The sequence below is a fragment of the Haloarcula japonica DSM 6131 genome (assembly GCF_000336635.1).
In the GTDB taxonomy this organism is placed as follows: domain Archaea; phylum Halobacteriota; class Halobacteria; order Halobacteriales; family Haloarculaceae; genus Haloarcula; species Haloarcula japonica.
Genome location: NZ_AOLY01000042.1, coordinates 139,441 through 161,444 on the forward strand (window position 1 = coordinate 139,441; position 22,004 = coordinate 161,444).

The 22,004-nt window shown below is 52.4% G+C and carries 14 protein-coding genes and 2 pseudogenes; 8 read left to right on the forward strand and 8 right to left on the reverse strand.

Going from position 1 to position 22,004, the window contains the following annotated elements; translation table 11 throughout:
- Nucleotides 1–15 precede the first annotated feature (15 nt).
- On the forward strand, nt 16–669 hold the full coding sequence (locus C444_RS18705; RefSeq protein WP_004594625.1) for a hypothetical protein: 654 nt from the start codon (nt 16–18) through the stop codon (nt 667–669).
- 33 nt (nt 670–702) lie between these two features.
- On the opposite strand, the gene C444_RS18710 is transcribed toward C444_RS18705, so the two are convergent.
- Nucleotides 703–1,935 (reverse strand): tyrosine-type recombinase/integrase, encoded by a 1,233-nt coding sequence (locus C444_RS18710; RefSeq protein WP_004594626.1) that lies wholly within the window; start codon nt 1,933–1,935, stop codon nt 703–705.
- A 555-nt stretch (nt 1,936–2,490) separates the two neighbouring features.
- Between C444_RS18710 and C444_RS18715 the strand changes: the two genes are divergently transcribed.
- A complete protein-coding gene (locus C444_RS18715; RefSeq protein WP_004594629.1) occupies nt 2,491–4,227 on the forward strand; it encodes an ISNCY family transposase in 1,737 nt (578 codons plus the stop codon).
- A gap of 481 nt (nt 4,228–4,708) precedes the next feature.
- On the opposite strand, the pseudogene C444_RS18720 reads toward C444_RS18715, so the two are convergent.
- Nucleotides 4,709–6,385, reverse strand: a pseudogene (locus C444_RS18720) (transposase).
- An 824-nt stretch (nt 6,386–7,209) separates the two neighbouring features.
- On the opposite strand from C444_RS18720, the gene C444_RS18725 reads away from it, so the two are divergent.
- The 6 genes from C444_RS18725 to C444_RS18750 all read left to right on the forward strand — a co-directional run bounded on the left by C444_RS18725 (nt 7,210) and on the right by C444_RS18750 (nt 13,192).
- A complete protein-coding gene (locus C444_RS18725) occupies nt 7,210–7,983 on the forward strand; it encodes an IclR family transcriptional regulator (protein WP_049909618.1) in 774 nt (257 codons plus the stop codon).
- A gap of 227 nt (nt 7,984–8,210) precedes the next feature.
- A complete protein-coding gene (locus tag C444_RS18730; RefSeq protein ID WP_004594634.1) occupies nt 8,211–9,164 on the forward strand; it encodes a mannonate dehydratase in 954 nt (317 codons plus the stop codon).
- A 193-nt stretch (nt 9,165–9,357) separates the two neighbouring features.
- Nucleotides 9,358–10,419 (forward strand): TRAP transporter substrate-binding protein, encoded by a 1,062-nt coding sequence (locus tag C444_RS18735; protein ID WP_152420833.1) that lies wholly within the window; start codon nt 9,358–9,360, stop codon nt 10,417–10,419.
- A 24-nt stretch (nt 10,420–10,443) separates the two neighbouring features.
- A complete protein-coding gene (locus tag C444_RS18740) occupies nt 10,444–10,995 on the forward strand; it encodes a TRAP transporter small permease (protein ID WP_004594638.1) in 552 nt (183 codons plus the stop codon).
- A 51-nt stretch (nt 10,996–11,046) separates the two neighbouring features.
- Nucleotides 11,047–12,345 (forward strand): TRAP transporter large permease, encoded by a 1,299-nt coding sequence (locus tag C444_RS18745; protein WP_004594640.1) that lies wholly within the window; start codon nt 11,047–11,049, stop codon nt 12,343–12,345.
- A 76-nt stretch (nt 12,346–12,421) separates the two neighbouring features.
- Nucleotides 12,422–13,192: an SDR family NAD(P)-dependent oxidoreductase gene (locus C444_RS18750; RefSeq protein WP_004594642.1), complete on the forward strand. Its 771-nt coding sequence runs from the start codon at nt 12,422–12,424 to the stop codon at nt 13,190–13,192.
- On the opposite strand, the gene C444_RS18755 is transcribed toward C444_RS18750, so the two are convergent.
- From C444_RS18755 to C444_RS18775, 6 genes and pseudogenes are all read right to left on the reverse strand, one after another.
- Complete coding sequence (locus tag C444_RS18755; protein WP_004594643.1) at nt 13,184–14,224, reverse strand: NAD(P)-dependent alcohol dehydrogenase; 1,041 nt, start codon at nt 14,222–14,224, stop codon at nt 13,184–13,186. The two genes, C444_RS18750 and C444_RS18755, sit on opposite strands and share 9 nt — an antisense overlap.
- 203 nt (nt 14,225–14,427) lie before the next feature.
- The gene (locus C444_RS18760) at nt 14,428–14,874 is read right to left on the reverse strand and encodes a universal stress protein (protein WP_004594644.1); all 447 of its coding nucleotides are present in this window, start codon (nt 14,872–14,874) and stop codon (nt 14,428–14,430) included.
- Between the two features lie 380 nt (nt 14,875–15,254).
- Nucleotides 15,255–15,860, reverse strand: a pseudogene (locus C444_RS21470) (IS6 family transposase).
- A gap of 328 nt (nt 15,861–16,188) precedes the next feature.
- Nucleotides 16,189–17,430 (reverse strand): hypothetical protein, encoded by a 1,242-nt coding sequence (locus C444_RS22470; RefSeq protein ID WP_004594647.1) that lies wholly within the window; start codon nt 17,428–17,430, stop codon nt 16,189–16,191.
- Nucleotide 17,431: 1 nt separating this feature from the next.
- The gene (locus C444_RS18770; protein WP_004594648.1) at nt 17,432–18,865 is read right to left on the reverse strand and encodes a hypothetical protein; all 1,434 of its coding nucleotides are present in this window, start codon (nt 18,863–18,865) and stop codon (nt 17,432–17,434) included.
- On the reverse strand, nt 18,865–21,993 hold the full coding sequence (locus C444_RS18775) for a tubulin-like doman-containing protein (RefSeq protein ID WP_004594649.1): 3,129 nt from the start codon (nt 21,991–21,993) through the stop codon (nt 18,865–18,867). Before C444_RS18775 ends, C444_RS18770 begins: the two co-directional genes overlap by 1 nt.
- Between the last annotated feature and the right edge of the window lie 11 nt (nt 21,994–22,004).

Sequence of the window (22,004 nt, forward strand, 5' to 3'; positions counted from 1 at the left end):
TCACAACCACAACTCATGACATCGAATTCGACTGCGACTGACACGACCCAGACGAGAACCAATTGGCAGGTCGACTACGACGCCGACCCGATCGAAATCCGCGACCCCGTCGCGGAGGCCCTCGGCGTCCTCGAACCGGGCGAGCCGTTCGTCGTCACCTACCGGGACGCGGTGAAAGAAGCCGGACACTCCTGTCCGACAGCCTCGGGTGCCTATCGGATCGTCCAGCTCGGGCTCGACGCCCTGTATCCCGACGACTATCCAGTCCGGAGCGAAATCGAGGTCCAGACGGCCGGCCCGCAGGACGATGCCGCGTACGGCGTGATGAGCCGCATCATCTCGTACGTGACTGGCGCGACCGGCGATGACGGATTCAGCGGGCTCGCCGGCGGCTATGGCGGCCGCCGCGACCTCCTGCGCTTCGACGCGTTCGACCCGGACACGGCGGACCCGACGTTCCGGTTCCGGCGAACCGACACGGACGAGACCGTCGAAGTGACCTACCACGTCAGCGACGTTCCTGACGGTGGACCCGCAATCGGGAACCTCCAAGGGATTCTCGACGAATCGGCAACTGACCAGCAACGAGAGGCTTTCGCTGACGCCTGGCACCGCCGGGTACAGGTCGTCCTCAGCGACGACTCGCTGTTCACCGTCGACGCGGTGTGAACGCGACGGTCTACCCCTCTCACTCGAAATAAGTTACTGCGGTACACTATCGATCTCCTCAAGGGCCTCAGTAGCGACATCACCTAACTCACCAGCCTCGATATGCGAGTACCGCTCACGAACCATCTCCTCAGAATTATCGAGATATCGGGCCGCCACAGTATATCCGAATGCCCGGACCAGAACCTCGCCCATGCCACGACGGCCACCGTGCGGAGCAAGATAATCGTGTTTCGGATGGTCGATGTCGATCTCCGCGGCCTCCGAGAGTCGTTGGAGAATCGACCGTGCGCCGTCCGTCGTGATCGACGGCGGCCGAATGTCCTCATCGAGCGCCAGCAGCAGGTCGCGAGCGTACTCCGCACGGCGTTCAATGATTGCTTCTGGGCGTTCCCCTCGTTCGGCGAGGTTTTCCCGGACGAGCCCTGCGAGCGTCCGTTGGTCGAACGTCGGAAACACCGGCCAGCGCTCCGTTGGTGGGTCCATCAACTGGCGATAGCTTCGCAACGGCGAGATCACCGGATCGGGAAGGCTCGCGGCATCCCATTGCTGTTTCTTCCGGTAGACGTCCATACTCCCGTCGTCGACGGAGAGGTCCTCCCAGCGGACGCCGCGCCGGCGCGGGTCGTTCGGATCGCGGAGGAGTTCGCCAACGCGGACGGCGGTGTACGCGAGGACAAACACCAGCGCCCGGTCACGAGCCGCCTTCAACGCCGCGTAGCGTGCTCGCTGCTTGTCGAGGGGATCAGTATCCTCCGGGAGTGTCGTGTACGCCTCGACGGCGTCGCGGGCCCGTTCGTCGACGTGACGGGTGAGGGCGTGGCGCTGTTCGGACGTCCAGGCCTGCTGGTCGCCGGGCTTGCGACCGTCGTCCTCCGGCAGCGGCGCCATCGCACTCGCTCGCTGCGCGTAGTGGGCCTCAAGATATCCCTCGTTGACGCACCAGCCACACCACGCAGAGATATAGCGGTAATAGGTTTGTACTGTGTTCTGCTTGAGTCCCCGATCTCCACCGAGATGTCGGGCGTACTCCCGGAACACGCGTTCGTCGAGATCGTCGAAGGTCGGCTCGCGGCCGACGTCGTCGGCGATCCCGGTCCAGTCGTCGGCGCCGCGGTCGCCGGCGGCCCACTCGGCGAACCGTTCGAGCTCGCGTGCAGCGTTACGTCGATAGTTCCCACCGCCGCCGCCCCGGCCTTTCCCCTTGTCTTGGAGGTAGCGCTCGAAGCTGTCGTCGAGCGGCGTCGAAAGCGCTCGGTCAGGCATTCACCGGCCCTCCACCGTCCTGCAGCCCCGGTCTCGGGTCCTCTACCCTGGGGGAAGCGTCGTCGTGAGGCGGTTGCAGCATTCGTGCTTCACCGACGGCGCCGGGGTACTTCAAAGTGGTCGTGATTACCGGCGTAATCAGAACCATCGAGTACAGAAATCTCATAACCATTTTTCCGATGATAGAAGGGTTCTATCCCGCGAAATTCGGATTTGGCCCACGGTATAAATCATATGCCGCTATACCAAAACCGCGACCGGGGAAGTCCACGTTTTCGGGATCTCGATTTCTACCAACCACTAGCTTGGTGATACTTTGATTGGACAGCAGTACCGTGAGACGAGACAGCTATGAATTCGATAAGAATCNCACGTTTTCGGGATCTCGATTTCTACCAACCACTAGCTTGGTGATACTTTGATTGGACAGCAGTACCGTGAGACGAGACAGCTATGAATTCGATAAGAATCTGGAACAGTCGATTTGGCGACTAATGTGACGACTTGAAACCGCTCGCTGCCGCGCTCGAAACTACGATGAGTTCTAACCGATTGATGGCAGTCGATGACGACGCCCCCGCGCTCGCGGGGGCGGTCGTCTATCACGCTGGAGAAGTCTGTGAAACAGTGGATCATCTCTGGCGTGTCCTTGGAGAGGTATCGATTCCAGTTGACGGACTCACCGACGACCGCCAACAACACAAGGTCACAAACGGCACTGAACCGATGGCTCGGGTGTATCTCTATCAGGAGATCTACGACCTCGCCCAGAGCGAGGTCGCAGATCGCCTCGAAAACCGGCCATCACTCCTGAAAACACTTGAATTGGAGAAGGCACCGAGCCAGCAATCACTCTCGTACGCGTGGGAGCAGTTCGGCGAACAGACCAAACGGACGCTTAACGCCGCAGCTACGGGTATCGCACAAGAAGCCGTTGATCATGGCGTCGTGTTGGAAGCACGGGTTCCGATTATCCCAGATGAAGACGATATCGAGGAGAACGATGATGAACCGACCGTAACACGCGAGCACGTTCGAAAGCAGGGGAACAAGATCGTCGAGCTCGCCCGAAGGCACGCCTTCGGCGAGTTCGACTCTCACAGAGCCGATAACAGAGTCTACGAGGACGAACAGATCCTCGATCTGTTCGCCTCGGCATGCCTCACCCAAGGAAGCGCCCATTCTGAAGGCGAAGCTGGCTGGTTTCTCGACGAGAACGACACCTGTGACGATTCGACGTTCCTCCGTGTAATCAAGCAGTTCGCAATGTCGGCTGATCAGGAGGTCTCTATCCCACTCCAAGAGCAACAAATCGAGGATATCGTCGCGTTCACCGAGGTGTTCCGCGAGTATCTCATGGACGCGTTCGATACTGCCACCGAGAACATCCTCCAGACGATACGTTACGAAGATCCATTCGACGACCGCCACGTGGTGGCGGCCGTCGATTTCACGCACGTCCCCTATCACGTCTGGCCGTGGATCGACAAGGACGACCAGATCCCAAAGTCGACGTACCCGCCCATGGTGAGCGGGTACGTCGACGACGGTGAGTTGAAACACGGCTACACGTTCGCGACGATCACAATCGTCGGGAACGACGTTCCGATCATCCTTGGGATTGAGGGCGTCAAGGAACATTCAGACTGGGAACCAGTCGACGCCCCAGCTGACTCGAAAGCAGACGTCGTAGCGCGTCTGCTTTCGAGAGCCCGGCGGTACGTTGATCTCGACGAGATTCTGCTAGATCGTGGCTTCTACACCAGAAACGTCCGTGCAGAGATCAACGGTCGTGGCTTGCTGTACACGATGCCAGTACCGAAGTACGAGCCGGATTACGAGGCCATTGAGAAAATCGAGAGCAAAGACGGGGTAGACGCGGCCGTCAACCACGACGTCCCCGTCGGGATAGACGGGGACGTCGATCATACTGCAGAATATCTGTACGTTCCAGCCACCAGTGACGACGCTGAAGGCAAGTACGCCGTATTCGTGACCAACCGCGATCACGTCGATCCCGACGAGATCGCTCACGTGACGAACAGCTATAGCCGTCGCTGGGACATCGAAAACCAGTACAAGTCGGTGAAAGCGTACCTCCCCAAGACCTCCTCAACAGACTACCGAGTACGGTTGTTCAACTTCACGTTCGCAGCGTTACTGTACAATCTGTGGCGGCTTACCGACTTTCTGGTGAAAGTCGGCGTAGAGCGGGAAATCAGGTCGCCGCCAGTCGTGACCGCCAGGACGTTCGTCCGGGCGGTCGGGAACTTTCTCCGGAAAGCCGGGTGAGAAGGTGATGCAACACCTGTCGCTCGCCTGCGGCAAGCCGCAGGACTCGCGGTCTGAGCACGATATCAGCCGTTCTCTTCCGAGCGGCACGTGACTTCCCGCTAATCGGCGACCAATGCATAGCATCGCCGTGAGAACACCTCAAGCTCCGTCTGATTCGACCGATATTCGTTTGTAGACGCTCTACATCCCGAAAACGTGGGAAGTTGAGACTACAACGGGTTNAACACCTCAAGCTCCGTCTGATTCGACCGATATTCGTTTGTAGACGCTCTACATCCCGAAAACGTGGGAAGTTGAGACTACAACGGGTTTAGCGGGGCTATGATGTGTGGTTTCGGCTGTTTCAGTGGTCGGGAACTGCCTCAGATTGCTCTCCAAACGCCTGATCTTGTTGCACTGCCAATCATGATCGCGAATTTCGACGACTTCTGACAGCGTTGCCACTCAAACTCCGCATTCACCCGGATTGAGAACCTCACTATCCGATTCCTGTCTCCTTTTTCAGCAGCGTCAGCGTATTATCTGCCGTCACCATCGGAGAGTGCTCGTACTCACCGGTCAATTCGACCTGTACGAGTAAATCGACCGCACGCCAAATCGAGTACAGCAGACACGCGAATGCGAAGTAGAAGAACCGCAACCCGAAATCCTTCGAGGTCGTGGCGGCCATGAATCGCTTAATCGACCTGTACCCACTCTCGATCTCCCACCGATACCCGTACTCAGTGAGGAAGCCACTACCGCGATTGGACATGAACACCGAGTACTGGCGGTGGTCGTCGTGCTCTGAGTCCTCTTTCCGCCGATAGATCAGCGTCGTCTCGTGCCACTCGTTCTTCCCGAGATGGAGTTTCCTGTCGGTTTCGTACCGATCCTGGCCACGCTGCAAGAGTCGCTTTGCTTGGGCTTTCTCGCTGGTTTGCATTCGTTTTGGGACGACGTAGGAGAGTCCACGCTGGCTGATCATCTCCATAACGTGCTGACTATCGAACTCCCGGTCCATCAGCACGTTATCGATGTGGACCAACTCCTCAGCAGAGTTGAGCAAATCCTCGACGATATCTTTCCGACTCTCGCCCTTCCGAACTGGTCGCGCATCCAGTACGATTGGGACAGCGTTCCCGACTAGCTGGACTGTTGCCCACTGGTAGGCGTACTCATCAGTCTGCTCTTTTGTCCCGATGATTTCGTCTTCATGCTCGGTCCTGTCGCCTGTGAACGAGTCCGCTTCCGTAATATCGATAGCAATGATACCAGCCCGGAAGAATTCCTCCGTCTCCGCTACTTCATCCAACAGTCGATTCATAGCCTGCCGGTACATCTCCCGGATCTGTTCAATCGACAAGTCGCGGATGTGTTCGCGATGGGCGTGACCTAGCGGTGTCCGGTCACGGGTTGATTCATAGACGAAGCTGCGGGCTCCTTCGTTCGCAGCCAATCGTTCCCGAAGTCCGAGATACGTTTGTAAGTCCCAGTAGGCATTCTCATGGATCTCACAGCTCTCGTCACGATTCAGTGAAAAAGATGGGAAGACGATGCGGCTGATGTGGTTCGTGACCGATGCCGCTTCGTTGAGAATGGTTTGATCGTCTGGGTTTGATTTGCCCGCTTCGTCATCCTCTGATGGGAAGGTCCGTTCTGGCTCGCGTGGGACAGTAACGCCCGCGTCCTAGGCTTTGATCAGAATCATCCGGGCGGCTGCCTCAATTGTCTCGCGAAGCTCTGTTGTGAATCGTTCGTGCCAGCTGCGCCACAGCGTCGACTGATCTGGGACTGTCTCTATGCTTAGTCGCTCACAAAGTTCTGGACTGTGAGTGAGGTACGTGAGGAGTGCCGTTTCGTGGGTCCAGTCGTGAAGTTCTTTGAGCAGAAACAGTCGGAACAATTGCGCCATCTCGTAATGGGTTGCTCCAGAATACCGGTCATGTGGCCGAAACTTGAAATACGCTACTGGGTAGTGAGACACGAACTCGTCAACAGAATCGTGGGCCTCGTGGTCGAACCATGAGGAGGAAACAGCCCGGATGTCTTCTTTCAGGGCGGCGAGAGAACTCCGATCGTAGAGTGGCGTCGAATCATACGCTGGCCATTTGACGAGTGATTTCTGTGCGATTCGTCGAAAGACAGTGCGTTGAGAATCACAACTCGCAACCACTGCAAGATGCTGGTCACGACATGCCAAAAAAATCGTCTAACTGGTAATAAGGAAAGCACATTCAGATCTCAATATCGCTAACAGTAGTTGCCAATACGGTTCTTTATTCAGTCGTAGGGGGAAATCCCTGCCCAGTAAGCCTGCTTACTTGTCAACAGATAGTCCCGACTCGAAGTGGTACTCTCACGTATTGCTTTGATCTTCCCATGTTATAGAGCCAGAACAGGACGAGTGGCCTCAAAGGGAACAATACAATAGCGATAATGTCAAAAGGTAGAAAGAGCAAGAACAGAGCAAATGTTTTTTATGAAACGATAGTGTCATGGGGCATAGCTGAACTTCAGGTCAAGAGAGTATCTGTCTTATGACTTCGCAAAAGTGAGCTTACGTACCTTCCCTGAATTGACCAGAGAACTGATCGAGGGCCACATATAAGAGTTATAGTTCGTCTGTATAACACACGTACACCTGTTATCGGCTGGAAGTGGCACACGCATACGCTCGGGCCATTGCTGAATGCCTCAACCACTATCCTTTGTCCCTGCAGATAGTAGCCCACCTCCCGGTTGTAATTGAGAATCTGGATACGCAAACTAGCACTCTCCGGCTCGTCATTGATACAGCTCCGTACAGGGATCACTCGGTACTGATTATTGGTCTGTATTCGAAAAACCGATTCGACCGTCGTCTAATCAGTACACTATTACCGTATCAATGAATCACAGTACTTGCCGAAATACCGTTTTCCTGCCCCGATATACGCGTAATCTCCCTGTATTCCAATCATAGTAGAATTTATTTGTGTCGTGGGTATAGGTGGTTGTATGAATACCGAAAATTCAGATGACGGGGGAAAGCGAATCAAGGCCGTGCAACGGGCGTTCGAAGTCGTCTCTGTCCTGAGAGAAGAGGGAACGGTACGAATACAAGACGTTGCGGACTCGCTTGATATTCCAACGAGCACTGCACACGTCCATCTAAAAACATTGGAATCTGTCGGTTACGTAGTGAAAGACACAAACGGATACCGCCTCAGTCTCCGTTTTCTTCAGGATGGGGCCGTGGTTAGAAATGAACTGAGGGCATACCCAACGGCGAAAGTAGAAATTCAAAACTTGGCCGAAACTACGGGTGAGGTCGCCAATCTCGGTGTCAAGGAGGGTGGACAGCGTGTTATCGTCTATCAATCAGAGGGTAGCGAAGCCGTGTACGACAATGCCCCCATCGGTGAGTTCACGAACATGCACTGGACCGCACTGGGCAAAGCAATTCTCGCTGAATTACCTGAAGATTACGTGCAGAAGATTGTCGATCAATACGGGCTTCCAACTGCGACAGAAAATACGATCGCTGAATTCGATCAGCTCCTTGAGGAACTGGCGACTATTCGCGAACAGGGATTCGCGCTTGAGGACGAAGAACGACGCACCGGAATTCGGTCGATAGCGGTTCCACTGAAAGTGGAAGAGAACGTCGTCGGTGCAGTTTCCATCTCTGGACCAAAGGAGCGTTTTAACGACAGCAGAATCACGAATGAACTGTTGCCAGCACTCAAAGACCGAACGAACGTTATTGAGGTCAAGATCGCCTACGAGTAGTCTGTTGCCCGCCATTTCGACAAAGATTGGGTACTTGTGGGATTGAGAACAGTGTATCTAATTAACAGGTCAGGGAGAGATTTTTCCACTAATAGTAGAATAGTTCATGGACTATCATTGATATACTGGCTGCCCGTGCTATACGAACTACTGAGATATGCTATCCGCATCCGAGAACCGCATTCTGGGGGAAATCTTATATATTAGGAATCTCTCAGTCCTTCCGTATGAATACTGCACTGATGCTACCACCGTCGCCAGATAGGCGATGGACACTAGCTACGCAACTGGGTGTCGATTGTGGCGTCGTCCGGTTTTGGGGGGTTGACGACTGGTGGGAGTATGATACGCTAATGCGGACACGAAACCGATTTGAGGATCACGGAATCTCACTGCAGGTCGTCGAAGATAGGCCTCCGATGACAAAGACCGTCCTCGGGCAGGAAGGGCGTGACATGGAGATAGCCAGGGTGAAGCAACTACTCAGGAATATGGGCCGACTGGGTATCGAGACGTACTGTTGGGTCTGGACTGAAAATCCCGTCGGCGTCTTGCGGACATCTGATTCAATCCCAGACAGAGGCGGTTCGCTACTAACAGGCTATGACCATGGATTGGGTGAACGAGCGGGCGACCACCCTGCTGCAGGTATTAGCGAAGCGGAGCTATGGGCGAATCTGGAATATTTCCTCGACGAAGTTGTGCCAGTGGCTGAAGAGGCCGGCGTGAAGATGGCGCTTCACCCCGACGACCCACCACTCTCACCGGTACGAGGGGTTCCGCGGTTAGTTACCTCACTCGAAAAATACGAGCGTATTCTCGATTTATACGACAGTCCAAATCACGGAGTGACGCTGTGTCAGGGGAACTTCGCCGCGATGGAGACTGACGTTCCATCGGCTATTCGGCGGTTGGGTGATCGTATTCATTTCGTTCACTTCCGGGATGTTGAGGGGACACCCGAGTCGTTCGTGGAGACTTGGCACGATGACGGCCCGACAGACATGCGTGCGGCCATTGAGGCATACCGCGACGTAGGGTTCGAGGGACCGATTAGACCGGACCACGTGCCAAAGATGCTCGGCGAAGAGGATCGAGAGGGTGTCCACGCAGGCTACACAGATATGGGGCGGTTATTTGCCATCGGATATATTCGCGGACTGCTCGAACAGACGGCGTAGCTTGCTCGGCATCTTCGTTGCTATCTTTCAGGTAGCCGTTGTGCATTGGTCGACGTAGTAGCCAGAAGAGCAGTTCTGTTTAAATTATGGATCACTATTGGACTCCTCCAACACGTTGTTGACATACTCAATCTATAATTGAAATGTATTATTGGGAAAGATATAAGTAGTCGGGTATTGGTTTTGAGTATGTATGCCACAGCAGAGCCGACGAAACTTCATCGAACAGGCAGCTGTATTGGGCGGCGCAGGCGCTCTCACATCACTGGCAGGTTGTTCCGGTGACGGCGGGGACGGTAGTGGAGATAGCTCCGACGGAAGCGGGACGACAGGGACCAGCGACGGAGGATCCGGTGGGGAAACCGAGATGCTCATCGGGAGTGTGTTCCCAAGCGGACACGTTATCAACGAGATGGCGAACTCCTGGGCGGAGAGTGTCGCAGAGGAGACCGGAGATCGCGTTTCGATAACCATCGAGCCCGCCTTCGGCGGCGAATCAGAAGTGATGGAGCAGACCCGTATCGGGTCGATTGACGGGACCATCATCGGCACTCGATGGGTCATCGACTACGATCCCGAGAACTTCTGGGTCGAATCACCGTTCGTCTTCGAGAACTGGGAGCAACAGAAGCGCGCATTCCAGACAGAGTACCTAGACGACGGTCGGGAGCAACTGCGTGAAGAGGGCAATCAACTCCTGATCAACCAACCGGTGTATCGTGGCTACCGACACACCAGCGGCAACAAGGCCTTCGAGACTCCCGAGGATATTCAGGGAGTCAATCTCCGTGTGCCGGATCTCTCGCCGTGGGTGAACATCTGGGAAGGTATCGGCGCCAGTCCCACAACAGTGGCCTTCGACGAACTGTACAGCGCGCTTCAGCAAGGCGTCGTCAAGTCGCAAGAGAACCCAGCTGAAACCGTTCTTTCCGCGTCGCTCCATGAGGTGCAGAGTCACTATACGCTGACTCGACACCTGGCCTCAACCGGGTGGTTTACTCTCAATGCGGATACCTTCAGTGGGATGTCGGATGGCGACCAAAGCGTCGTCAGAGACACCTTGACCCAGAGCATCCAGGATCTCAGTAGCGATATCCAGGAATCCGAGTCACAGGCGCTTGACGAACTGGAAAGCGAGGGGATGACACTCGTCGAACCGGACCGCGATGCGTGGCTGGCGGCCGCCGAAGACCCACTCCGTGCGCAGTTCGAGGAGAGTTGGAACCCATCGTTAGAAGAAGTGCGAAACATTTGAAAGGCGGGCTGGATACACTGAACTATGGTCGAGCATAGTGGTAAATCGGAACCAATGCGGTACTTAGACCGAGCTGTCAAGATCACAGCCCTGTGTCTGTACACGCTGATGATACTAGTCGTCGGGTTGCAGATACTGACCCGATGGGTGATCGGATCAATCATTGGCAGTAGCCTGCCGTGGACTGTCAATCTATCACAGATGCTGCTCGTCTATATCACGTTTATCGGTGCCGCGGTTGCAAGCGGCAAGCGTGAGCACATCTCACTGGACCTCCTGTCATCACGGCTTTCCGACACGAAGGTACGAGTCCTTGCCGGGCTTCAGTCGGTACTTGTCCTGGTATTTATTTCAGTTCTCGTTTCGGGAGCATACCCGCTGTATCGACAGAACCAGGGCTCTGTCATCGGAGCGTTGCCGACACATCCACCGTTCACGCAGGCGTGGCTATACGTTCCAGTGGTTATTGGTGGCATCATCATTGCCATTTACAGTATCCGTGACCTGTGGGCAGTAGTCATGTCACCGGATGATCTCGTGGGAGATATCAAACAGGGGAATGAAGATGATAATTGAGAAACTCAGTGGAGACTGTAAAAAGTACAGCACAACAGAGGTGACGGCGTAATGGAAGATATCGTTCTGCTTACTCTCTTTGTGGGGATACTACTTGGACTCTATCTAATCGAAGTCCCCGTCGTCTACGGACTGGGACTGACGAGCCTAATTCTAATGTGGACGACATCCATTCCGTTCGAACCACTACTCGTGGCCCAAACGATGGTCAGTGGCAGCAACTCATTCGTCCTACTGGCGATTCCACTGTTCCTCCAGACCGGCCTACTGATGAATTCACTCGGGCTGACCGACGTCATCTTTGACTTCGCGAAAGCGATTGTCGGGCCGATTCGAGGCGGGATGGCCCACGTAAACATAGTGGCGAGCATCATTTTCTCGGGTATGACCGGGACGGCAGCGGCCGATGCAGCAGGGCTCGGTGCCATCGAGTACCGAGCAATGCGTGATGCGGGGTATGATGAAGGATTCAGTGTTGCAGTCACGGGATCGTCATCGATTATCGGTCCGATTATCCCCCCGAGTGTGCCACTTATCATCTATGGAGTTATCGCACAGGTCTCTATTGGGACCTTGTTCATCGCTGGCCTCGTTCCAGGTCTCATCATGGGAGTTGGCCTGATGGTTCTCTGTACCATCTACGCGAACAAACGTGGCTATGAACGCGGTGACTGGTGGTCCCTCGGTGAAATCGCCAAAACAGGATACCGTGCGCTCCCGGCGCTGGGAACGCCAGTTCTCATTATCGGCGGTATCTTGGGTGGATTATTTACAGCCACAGAGGCAGGTGCGATCGCACTATTCTACACGCTACTCATCGGGACACTCTTCTACAATTCGCTTAGCATTGAGGAACTGGTGGAATCTTTCAGCGATGGAATGACTCGAACTGCCTCGCTTACGTTCATTGTCGCTGCCGCTGCCCTGTACGGGTTCCTCATCAGGCGAGCACAGCTTCCGGAGGTCCTTGCAGAGGCGGTCACAACAGTCTCGACCGATCCGCTAATCATCCTCCTGTTGATCGCTGGCGTGCTATTCATCGTCGGCCTGATGCTGGAGACTATCGCAGCAATTACGATTCTCACTCCGGTCTTCCTGCCGGTCATCGAACAGACAGCGATAAGCCCGATTCACTTCGGTGTCGTGATGATTATTACGTTGATGATTGGGTTGCTAACACCGCCATTCGGCGTCATTCTGTTCGTCCTTAACGCCGTTACTGGCGTCTCATTAGAACGGATCACTCGGAACATGATTCCGTTCTATATCCCACTACTCGTGGCACTCATACTTGCAATTGTGTTCCCGGCTATCGTTCTGTGGCTCCCGGAAACGATGGGACTTCTCTGAGTCCCTCGCGCTGTTTCTCTCCCTGCGATGGGGTAACCGTAAGAATAAGAACGTAGCCACCAGTTGGAGTTAGTGTATGACTGACTCAGCGACGCCTACTGTCAGTGTCGAAGACAAGAACGCAGTGGTTATCGGTGGAACAAGTGGTATCGGTCGGGCCATCGCATTAGCATTCGCAAACGATGGGGCAAATGTCGTCGCATCAAGCCGCGACGAGGAGGCCGTGGAATCAATGGCAGCGGAGCTGCGATCTCATGGTGCGGAAACGGTGGAAGTTACCTGTGACGTGCGCGAGATGGAATCCATCGAACGGCTTTACTCTGAGGCCACTGCCGAGCTAGGTGGCATCGATATCCTGGTTAACTCGGCTGGCTCCGTCGGGAAGGCACCGATCACTGAGATGGAAATGGACGAGTGGGGTCTCGATATCGACACCAACCTCACCGGTGTCTTCCGTGCGTGCCAGGTGTTCGGACGCGAGATGGAGTCGGGAAGTATCATCAATATCTCGTCCATGTCGGCTGGGCAAGCCCGAGAACAGCGACCTGCATACTGCGCCGCGAAAAGTGGTGTCAACGGCCTCACCCGCTCGGCAGCCGCCGACCTCGGCCCGGAAATTCGCGTCAACGCTATCGAGCCCGGATTTGTCGAAACACCGCTGGCTGGCGATGCCTTCGAAGAGGGGACGGAACTCCGAGCGAAGATAGACGAACGAACGCCGCTCGAACGAGTCGCACAACCAGACGAAATCGCTGGTGCAGCAGTTTATCTCGCCAGCGATGCATCCTCGTTCACTACAGGAGAAACGCTGAAGATAGACGGTGGCTACGACGACAGTTCACTCTGACTCGTCGCTGATACGGACAACGCCTTTCACACTCTCTGGTTCTATCGCCCGGTCAAATGCCGCCTGTGTTTCGGCAAGCGACTGCTCGAAACTCACAATGCTATCAACATCGTATCGACCCGCTCGAATCCCTTCGATAGCCTCTGGGTACGTATTGCTAAATCGGAACGACCCGTGCAGGTCGTATTCATCGGTAATCAGGCCGACGACATCTGTTGGGAGGTCCGCATCTATCGGAATCCCCACAAAGACGATGCTCCCCCCTCGTTTGACCGTTTCAGTTGTCAGTTCAATCGCACTATTGGCTCCCGAACTCTCCAAGACGATATCGACACCGGGACCATCGACATACTCTTCAATTGCGGCAACTGGGTCCGCAGAGGAAACGTCGATGGTGTGCTGGACGCCTCGCTGCTCGGCCAACTCCAGCTTTTCTGGGACAACATCCGTCAGAATGACCTCTGCGCCTCGGTCAAGGGCGACTTCCGAGACGAGCTGTCCGATGGGACCACCACCTGTGACGAGGACTGTGTCACCGTCTGAGACATCACCTCGGTCACAGGCATGAATGGCCACACTTAGAGGTTCAGCAAGTGCCCCTTCGCGAAGCGAGACACCCTCCGGAAGTGTATAGACGAGGTCAGCAGGCCATGCAACGTATTCCGTTAGCGCCCCATCAACCGGTGGCGAGGACAGATATTCCATCTGCTCACAGAGGTGGTACGTACTATCGCCGTTGCAGTACGAACAGTCCCCGCAGGGAATACCCGGTTCAATCGCGACTCGGTCCGAGACGGAAATAGTCGATACATCGCTTCCGACCTCTACAACAGTCCCCGAAGATTCGTGTCCCAGCACGTGTGGGAAGTCAACGACGTTGCCGCTATTTTCTCCATGTTGGTAATAGTGGAGATCAGAGCCACAAATACCAACACGGCTGATACGGACGAGTACTTCATCTGGATCGAGACTCGGCTGTTCCCGTTCGACTACGCTCAGCTCCCCAACATCGGAGAGAACACACGTTCGCATAGTTCGAAATTGACGAACAAATATTTAAGCTTTGCGCGGTTTGCACAATCTGACAGTAAAGGTAGTAAAACGAATAGCAGCGGAAAGTGTATGTTAAGTAAGTCAGAGGAGTCGTTAGAGAGGCGTTTCTGGAAAACGAGCGTCCCTCGACCTCCAGTGATTGGCTTGCTAATAGCTGAGCGTCACGGTGTAAGCAAGACCGCTCATCCAGCAGGTTCTGTGATAATCGTAACGGGCCCATCGAAATCCAGTACCAGTTTTTGTGCCTGATCACCAAAGAGCATCTTCCCGGTTGGAGACCGTTTTTTGCCAGTAGCAAAGATGTGGGTACTATCCCACTCCTCGGCAATATCTAGAATATCCTCAGGTATCGTGCCGATAACCCCGATTGGTGTATACTGAACGTCATCACCAAAGTACTCTTTACCGATCTCGGTGGCCTCAGCCTCAGCTTTGGACTCTATTTCTTCGATACTATCACCACGTTTCCTGGCTTCAGCATTGGTCAGAACCTCATCTTGATACTGATCTCGGTCAACTACTCGACACAACAGGACCTCTGTGTCAGTACCTGTGGTATACGTTTTTGCTGCATTGAGTAACTGTTCATTCGGGTTAGCACTATCTAATACGACTATTATCGCACCCATAGAATGACTTGAATGCCCCAGAATACATAATTTATACGATTGTGATGATATTGGGTCAGTCCAGCGCTAAAGGCGTGACTCCCCCATCGGAACTGGAGACCAAACAAATACCAAAACCGACCGCTCCTATATTTGTATGAGAGTGGTATCCATCGGGTGCAGTGCTGCCTGTGAATGTATGGTTCGCTTGAAGAATTGATTTAACGGAACCGCTCAATTTGTTGACTCCCCTCACCGATTAGGCAGGTGTGCTCGAAGAGATTGACGGCATCCCCACAAGAGTCTCTTGGACTGATAATTCTGATAGACACGTGCTCTTGAATGACACGATATTTAATAACTAACAATCAAAACGTAATACGTTTTTGTGGCTATCGTGTTCAGATTAGCTGCTTCCATGCAAAACTGAATAACCTGAGCCAATCGTCGGCTGTTTCTGCTTCAGTGTTGCTGAAATAGTTTGAGAAATAGATAATTCGCCGTTTTACTTCTCTGGATATACGTTCGGCAGCGTTCCGACTTCCCTGTTTTTCGTATTCGATATCGTATCTATGTTGGTAGCACTCGGGTTGTACCGATTTGGAGTCATTGACGAGAAATACGGCATCGTCAACGTCGTGTTTCTCGTTAAATTCGGTGAGAAAAGAGTGAGCAAAAACTGTCGTTATGGTCGGTCTAAGCTTTGTATGAAGCCATTCGTTCGTTTGAGTATCGACGACAGCGTACAGCCAGTACTGTTCATCATTGAGTTGGATCACGGTCTCAGCAACCGCAATATGATCCGGTTACCGACCATCTTCGGGCTGTAAATCAGCCTTGTTCACCCAATTATGGAGAGTTGAGCGAGCGCGTTTGACACAGAATATATCAAGAATGAAAACAGTATTCGAAAGCGACAATCCAGCCAGATACAGTTGAATACTCAGCTTCAACAACAGTCGCGGTGTCGCTTCCCACTCCACAAAATCTAAGTCGAGGTGGTCAATACTTCCACTGGTACTATAGGTTCACTAATCATATAGTTGAATGTAAGCGCTTCTGGAACCACCGTTACTTTGGGTTGTTGAGCAAACTTTCATGTAGCTCAGCATCTGTCGCTCAATACTGCTTGCTGCTTTTGAAGCAGCGGAACACACCCAACAGCACATCGGCTGCCTTGCCCCCACGTGGCTGAAAATAACATCTCGAACCGCCTGACGGAAAGAGTGGTACGCCTGTTCTGCTAACGTCCTTGTGTACGCTTCCAACGTCCTCTGACTACGCCTGCGAGTACCACTGGACCTCGCCACGGCCTGCTCACTTCTCAATCTCTCACTACCCAGTACTGTTGGAAGTATCTGGAGTGGGAGCAGCTGTTGCAGTTGGCGTGGGTGTTGGAGTAGCGGTAGCCGTTGCAGTTGGTGTGGCGGTAGTCGTTTCGGTTGGTGTTGGCGTGGGCGTCCCCTTATCAGAGGACGGTGTGCTTGTAGTACCTATGGCAAATCTCCCTGATTTAGAGTTACCGTTGTATCTAACTTGAGCAGAATAGGCTCCTGGTTCACTGGAATTAAACTGATTGAATGGGATTCGGAATCTAAATGAACCAGTTTTTGAGAGGGTAGTAGTGCGATTCTGGTTATAGACTGACCCATTGGTCCCATTTACCACAATCTCAAGGGAAACATTTCTTTGGGGAGTATCACCGCTGATGTTCCCCGCAATCTGGAGTTCATTCGTATCCGTGGTTCCTGCCTTAATATCGGTTAACTCTGGGTTTGTTTGAGCACAGCTGTCTGTGTATGGGAGTCGACCCGTACCTGGAGCTGTCATATCAAATATAAGACAGCCAGAATACATTGCTATGAGAGAGAGAATAATAATACCTATGCCGCTCACGCAGCCGATAAGTATCAGCCGTTTCTTTGTGTCGGAGTCGTCCGAGGGTGGTTCTGCCCCTGTTAGATCAACACGTCGTTGTTCGCGAAGCGCTTCGACATCATCTTTTGTGTCTCCTATTAATTTTAATCTGCTGTAATTCCCTTTCTCAATTACTAGGTCATGAGAAGAAACTGACTGACCATTGGCGTTTTCACTGACAGCAATTTTGTTACAGCCGTCATTCCCCCAAAGTTCGCTAAAGAGTTCGTAGGCTTCGCTGTATTGTCCAACACCTAGAGTCACTCGTTTGTAGTCTGATAGGAGATCCTTGATGTCTTGTATCGTACTGGGATCCCCCAACGATACACCCGAGCCACTGCTTGAGAGCAACTCAAAGAACTTTGTATCCTCGTTGGAGGTATCGAGGAATTTGTTATACCTGTTTTCAATGCGGTCTTCTACCGCTGACACAATATTCCCGATTTCAGATCGAGTCGAATATTGAAAGAGAGCATAATACTGTTCTGACCGGCTTGTTTTGTTGTCTCTAGCCCGAAAGAAAATCACGATTTCTTTCCGGCTCCTGTCAATAGCGAACCGAACGCCGTCAAAGAAGAAATCTTTAATCCGCTCGTTGGTTGGGCCAGCTTCATCTTCAATTGGTGACCCTTGGGAGTCGTATATAGTCAACTCTGCCATGTTAGCTCCTCCCCAGTCTGTCAAGGAGTCGACCAAAGCCAACCGTTAATACCGACCCTTGATCTCGCATTGGGATCTTGTTTCCTTGTTCATTAGTTGTTGTCTGGTAATAGACCGGCAGAATCTCCGTATTCCCTGTCTGTGCGAGCAGAGCACTGATATTCTCGTTCTGTCTGAGCCGCTGGTTGACATAATCTTGGAATTCGTCAAAGTATTGATGAGGCTCCAATCCCTGCTGCTCTTCAAATTCATCGGCCAAGTTATCGGCTTTCGTAGCTATCAGTATGACTTCTTTATCATCCGCGGCCTGTAGGATGCTGAAGTACGGGGAGATGTCTAATGGTTCGTCATTCGTGAACCGTTCACAATCAATCATCAAGAGGAGTGTATCCGCTTCTTTCACCCCTTCTGATAGCCGGGTAAGCGTTGTATCCATGTCTTCTTCATCGGTGGCCCCAGTAATGGCGTCAGGCAGTCTATCAAGATACTCGCCTGCATAGTCATTTCCTGATAGTTTGATATTCGTTGGGAACACTGATCCCTGGACATACTGGAATTCTAGCGTATTCAATTCACCACGGCCTGTCGCTTCCACAATCCAGCCCTCGGTCTGCCGGTCGAGAGCTTCTATCATCGAAATTAAGTCTTCACTGGGATTCAGAGGCGTCTTATCATCACCCGACTGAAATCGACCAAGAGCTTCCAGATATGCACCGATTAGAAAGAGACTTTTCCCCGATGCCGGAGCACCCAGTATGAAGAAATCCTTGTTCGCATCATACTGGATAAACCTACTCACCACAAGCAGGAATAGGCCTGATGTGACCGTGTTAGAAACAAGATTAGTTCTATTTAGCGAGACAGATAGGCCCTCAATGGACTGAATAACCACGCCACTGGACGAAACGGCGAAAATTTCTGGATACTGGATGTGATATTCCAGGAAGGTCAACCCGACAACTATCAGCAGAAGGAAGTAAATACTCTCTGCCGCCCGTCTAAATTCCAGCGTTTGTAATTCATCCGTGTCGAATAGCTTTGTCCCACCACCGAATATAAAGCCAGCCAACAGACTCCCCAACAACCAAACGATATTGTTTGCTATATCACTGGGACCCGGTCCGAAGCCTTGTGCCGTGATGATAACTAATGAGATGAGAACCCCAATCCAAAGCAACATTGCTTGGATTCGTTTCTTGTGGTCGACCGTCATTAACACCAGTAATCCGAGGAAGAACCCAAGTCCGATAACGCTCACCTGAGTAATTCCAACCAGTAATTGTAAGCGGACTACTGAACGGACCAAATTACCGTTTGCATATCCCTGCTCAACCATTTTGGCGACAGGGATGCTCAGCCCCAGAATAAGGCCAAAGTACACCAGCAGCAGGGCTTTTTCGTTATTGTCCTGCAGCCATTCAATAATATTTGCCATTATTGTTCAGAGTGCTCAATTTTTTCGAGGTACTCACTCAGGAGGTCTTCGACAATCTCCGATTCTTCACGAAGATAGAAGCCCACATCGGCTTCATTCTCCATGTTGAGAGTGTCATTTCGCCGAATGTAGTACCCGTCTTCCAGCCCATAGCTATGGTGAATCAAGATATTGTCGGTTGTCTCCATCTTGTGTTCATACCCTGAGAAGTACCCATCAGGCTGGACAACCTTCCGGATATTATCAAGGAAGACTCCACTTATGAATACGCTGAGCCCGATATCCCATGGCCCTCCAATATCGCGTTTCCAGCTCGTATAGGGGCTGTCGACGGCAGTTCCGCTAGCACCCAGGTCAAAGGCATTGCTGAATAGCTCTTTGAAGTCTAGGATGTCACTATCCAACTGGTCCACTGCACGGCTGAGTATTGCTACCCGGACCTTGGTCTCATCATAGCGATTCCGCCCCTGACTTAGTTTCCGGCGTTGCAGTCCAGAGTACTGCTGTTTCCGCGCATTCCTTGCAAGCTCTTCTAGCCCATTCTGTATTCGTTGCTTCTCAGCTTGACTGCTGGAGATGTCGCTCGCAGCGATATCCGAATTACCCGTCGCTCTGAACACGTCATTTGGCTTTATTTGATTGATGTAGACGTAATCTTCATCCAGTCGAGTATTGGTATCAGACTCTTCATCGTACTGATTCCGTTTGCTGTTGAACGACTGAATGCTCTTAGTCCACTTGTCGTGGCGACTACTCAGACTCTGGAAGAGTTCGATAGTGGGCTCATAGAGGTCAATCTCAGATTTGACTGATTCAAGTTCGACCTCAAGATCTTCCTTGTGTTGTTCGAGATCATCCGTCTCGCCAACATCATCCCAGAACGCTTCTTCAGCTATCGGCTCTAAGTCCGCCACCGTAACATCGTCTTCCAGCCTCGATCGAATCGACCGGATATGGCCCTCCGAGATGGTATCAACCCTGGTTTTGAGCGCGTCTATGATGTCGGCTTCAATCTCATCACGACGTTGAGATAGTTCCCGGATGATGGACTGCCCATCAAACCCTACATCTGCGCTGAAATCTCCTGACGGGGGCCCAACAGTGAATACACCGTGTTCGTTGAGTTTGCTCTTCTGGACGCGGAAATCCTTATGCCCCTCTTGGCGGTCCTCTTCTGTGGAGCTTTCCCATGGGGTAATACTCTCTAATGTACTTTCCTCCCGATTCATCTTAATAAAGGCTGTGCGGGCCCGCTTTAGTTCTGTTAGAGAACTCTGGATGTCACGGCGCGTCTCGTCAAACACGATCCCCGCGGCATCCAACATCGAATCAAGCCGTTCGGTGGTGTCAGTGATATCTGATTTACTGACGTTTTCCACCTCGTCCGGAGTTTCCGCATTGATTACCCGGCTAGAGAACCGTTCTAGTTCGGTCTTCAGATTCCTGACCTCGGCTTCAACGCTCTCGACATCACAGTTGTCTAATTCCTCAAGTTTGGGAGTAACATCTTGTTCCCAATCAGCCAAGAGCTTCTCTACTTGTTCGGACATCTCCTCGCGAACGTCCGCTAATTCTTCCTCTGTTTCCGCTAAGTCACCCTCAATGCGCTCCTGTTGAGACTCCAAGTCCTCCAGTTTGGTCTCCAGTCGATTGAGTTTCACGCCTGGGCCCGTTGAGTCATCATCGGAGTTTATGAGGAACTCGATTGCACCCCGGATTCGGCTGTCATCGATGGCCTTCCGCCGATCCATAATATCTTTGCGCCGACCCAATAGCTGAAATTCTTTTTCGAGAATTCCTGCCAGATGCTCGTCAATATTGTCTACGAATGTGCCGACTTCGTCTCCGGATGTATCGACTGCTCGCATTGAAGCGACGGTCAGTGAAATTTGATCAGTTAGGGAATCCCCCTCGCTCTTAGCATCGGTCAGGATCTCTTGGAAAATATTTACTGACTCATAGTTGAGTTCGTTGAATAATTCGAACTCAGTGAGTTCTTCTGCTTGCTCAAACCGATCACGAAGGTCTGCCTCGTCAAGTTCGGTGACACCGGCTTCGACATCGATATCGAAATGTGCTGTGAGGAACCGTTCTATCGAATCATAGATCTCCTCCTCTTTTTCAAGTCCCTCCTCTTTGGTGTTTAGCAATTCCCGCATGGTATCCCGAGCTTCGTTTATTGCCTCTACCCGGTAGCGAAGGATTTGTGGGATTCCAATTGTGAACGGAGCATACGTCGGGGTATTTGCGAACGGATCTTCAAGATTTTGTGTATTGTAGTACGAGGATATTAGATACGCAATCGCTTGGTCTAGTTCTTCTAAGAATTGGTCAGTTTGGATCCTATCCCCGGTCTTACCCCCCCAACCAGTCGGATCGATCGGGATGAGTACCATGTCCTTGAACAACTGCTCGTTCTGAAGGCTCGCATACTCAAGCTCTGAGAGGGCTGCGAAGGCATTCGTATTCTCTTCCATTCCCTCAGTATGATTGGGTAGAATACCGAATAAGGTAACCTCTGCAGTCCTCTGACGTTTCTTGAGATGTTGGACAAGATCCAGAAGGATTCCGGATCCGGTGCCACCGCCTAGGCCCGCCAAGACAGCGACTTTACCCTTCTCAGGGAGGTCGATATAGGAATTAATCGAGTCGTCTTCAGCGTATGCCTTGTAGTATATTGCCTTTCCGAGGCCACGTTTCCGGACGACACCCTTTGCAAAATCAAGGTTTTCGTTTATGTATTCGTCTTCGAGCCACCAATTCTCTTCATCCATACCGTTCCCGGATGTGATCCGTGGAACAGCAGCCTCTCCCATTAGATCAATACTTGAATTAAGCTGGATGTCTTCTGTGACCAATTTATACTCAACGTCAATCGATCCGGTCCGACCCACGTCTGGGTCACGCAAATTCTCTTCTAATTCGTCAATGCGCTTCTTGACCTGAGCAACCCTCTGACGGTCGCTGTTTTCCTCACCCTCTGCACTATCAATTATTGTAACCGTCAGCGACTGTGGGTTTGGTCGTGGTTTCAGGATACCTTTAACAATCCACTCTGTTTCAAGTATAGTAAGTCCAATTTCTTTTCCTGCTCCACCAATTGTAAATATTCGCTCTGGAAGATTCATCTGTTTTGCGG

Bases quoted from the DNA above. Each gene is read 5' to 3' on its own strand.
- C444_RS18705 (WP_004594625.1), top strand. From the start codon at position 16: ATGACATCGAATTCGACTGCGACTGACACGACCCAGACGAGAACCAAT.
- C444_RS18710 (WP_004594626.1), bottom strand. From the start codon at position 1,935: ATGCCTGACCGAGCGCTTTCGACGCCGCTCGACGACAGCTTCGAGCGC.
- C444_RS18715 (WP_004594629.1), top strand. From the start codon at position 2,491: ATGGCAGTCGATGACGACGCCCCCGCGCTCGCGGGGGCGGTCGTCTAT.
- C444_RS18725 (WP_049909618.1), top strand. From the start codon at position 7,210: ATGAATACCGAAAATTCAGATGACGGGGGAAAGCGAATCAAGGCCGTG.
- C444_RS18730 (WP_004594634.1), top strand. From the start codon at position 8,211: ATGAATACTGCACTGATGCTACCACCGTCGCCAGATAGGCGATGGACA.
- C444_RS18735 (WP_152420833.1), top strand. From the start codon at position 9,358: ATGCCACAGCAGAGCCGACGAAACTTCATCGAACAGGCAGCTGTATTG.
- C444_RS18740 (WP_004594638.1), top strand. From the start codon at position 10,444: ATGGTCGAGCATAGTGGTAAATCGGAACCAATGCGGTACTTAGACCGA.
- C444_RS18745 (WP_004594640.1), top strand. From the start codon at position 11,047: ATGGAAGATATCGTTCTGCTTACTCTCTTTGTGGGGATACTACTTGGA.
- C444_RS18750 (WP_004594642.1), top strand. From the start codon at position 12,422: ATGACTGACTCAGCGACGCCTACTGTCAGTGTCGAAGACAAGAACGCA.
- C444_RS18755 (WP_004594643.1), bottom strand. From the start codon at position 14,224: ATGCGAACGTGTGTTCTCTCCGATGTTGGGGAGCTGAGCGTAGTCGAA.
- C444_RS18760 (WP_004594644.1), bottom strand. From the start codon at position 14,874: ATGGGTGCGATAATAGTCGTATTAGATAGTGCTAACCCGAATGAACAG.
- C444_RS22470 (WP_004594647.1), bottom strand. From the start codon at position 17,430: ATGGCAGAGTTGACTATATACGACTCCCAAGGGTCACCAATTGAAGAT.
- C444_RS18770 (WP_004594648.1), bottom strand. From the start codon at position 18,865: ATGGCAAATATTATTGAATGGCTGCAGGACAATAACGAAAAAGCCCTG.
- C444_RS18775 (WP_004594649.1), bottom strand. From the start codon at position 21,993: ATGAATCTTCCAGAGCGAATATTTACAATTGGTGGAGCAGGAAAAGAA.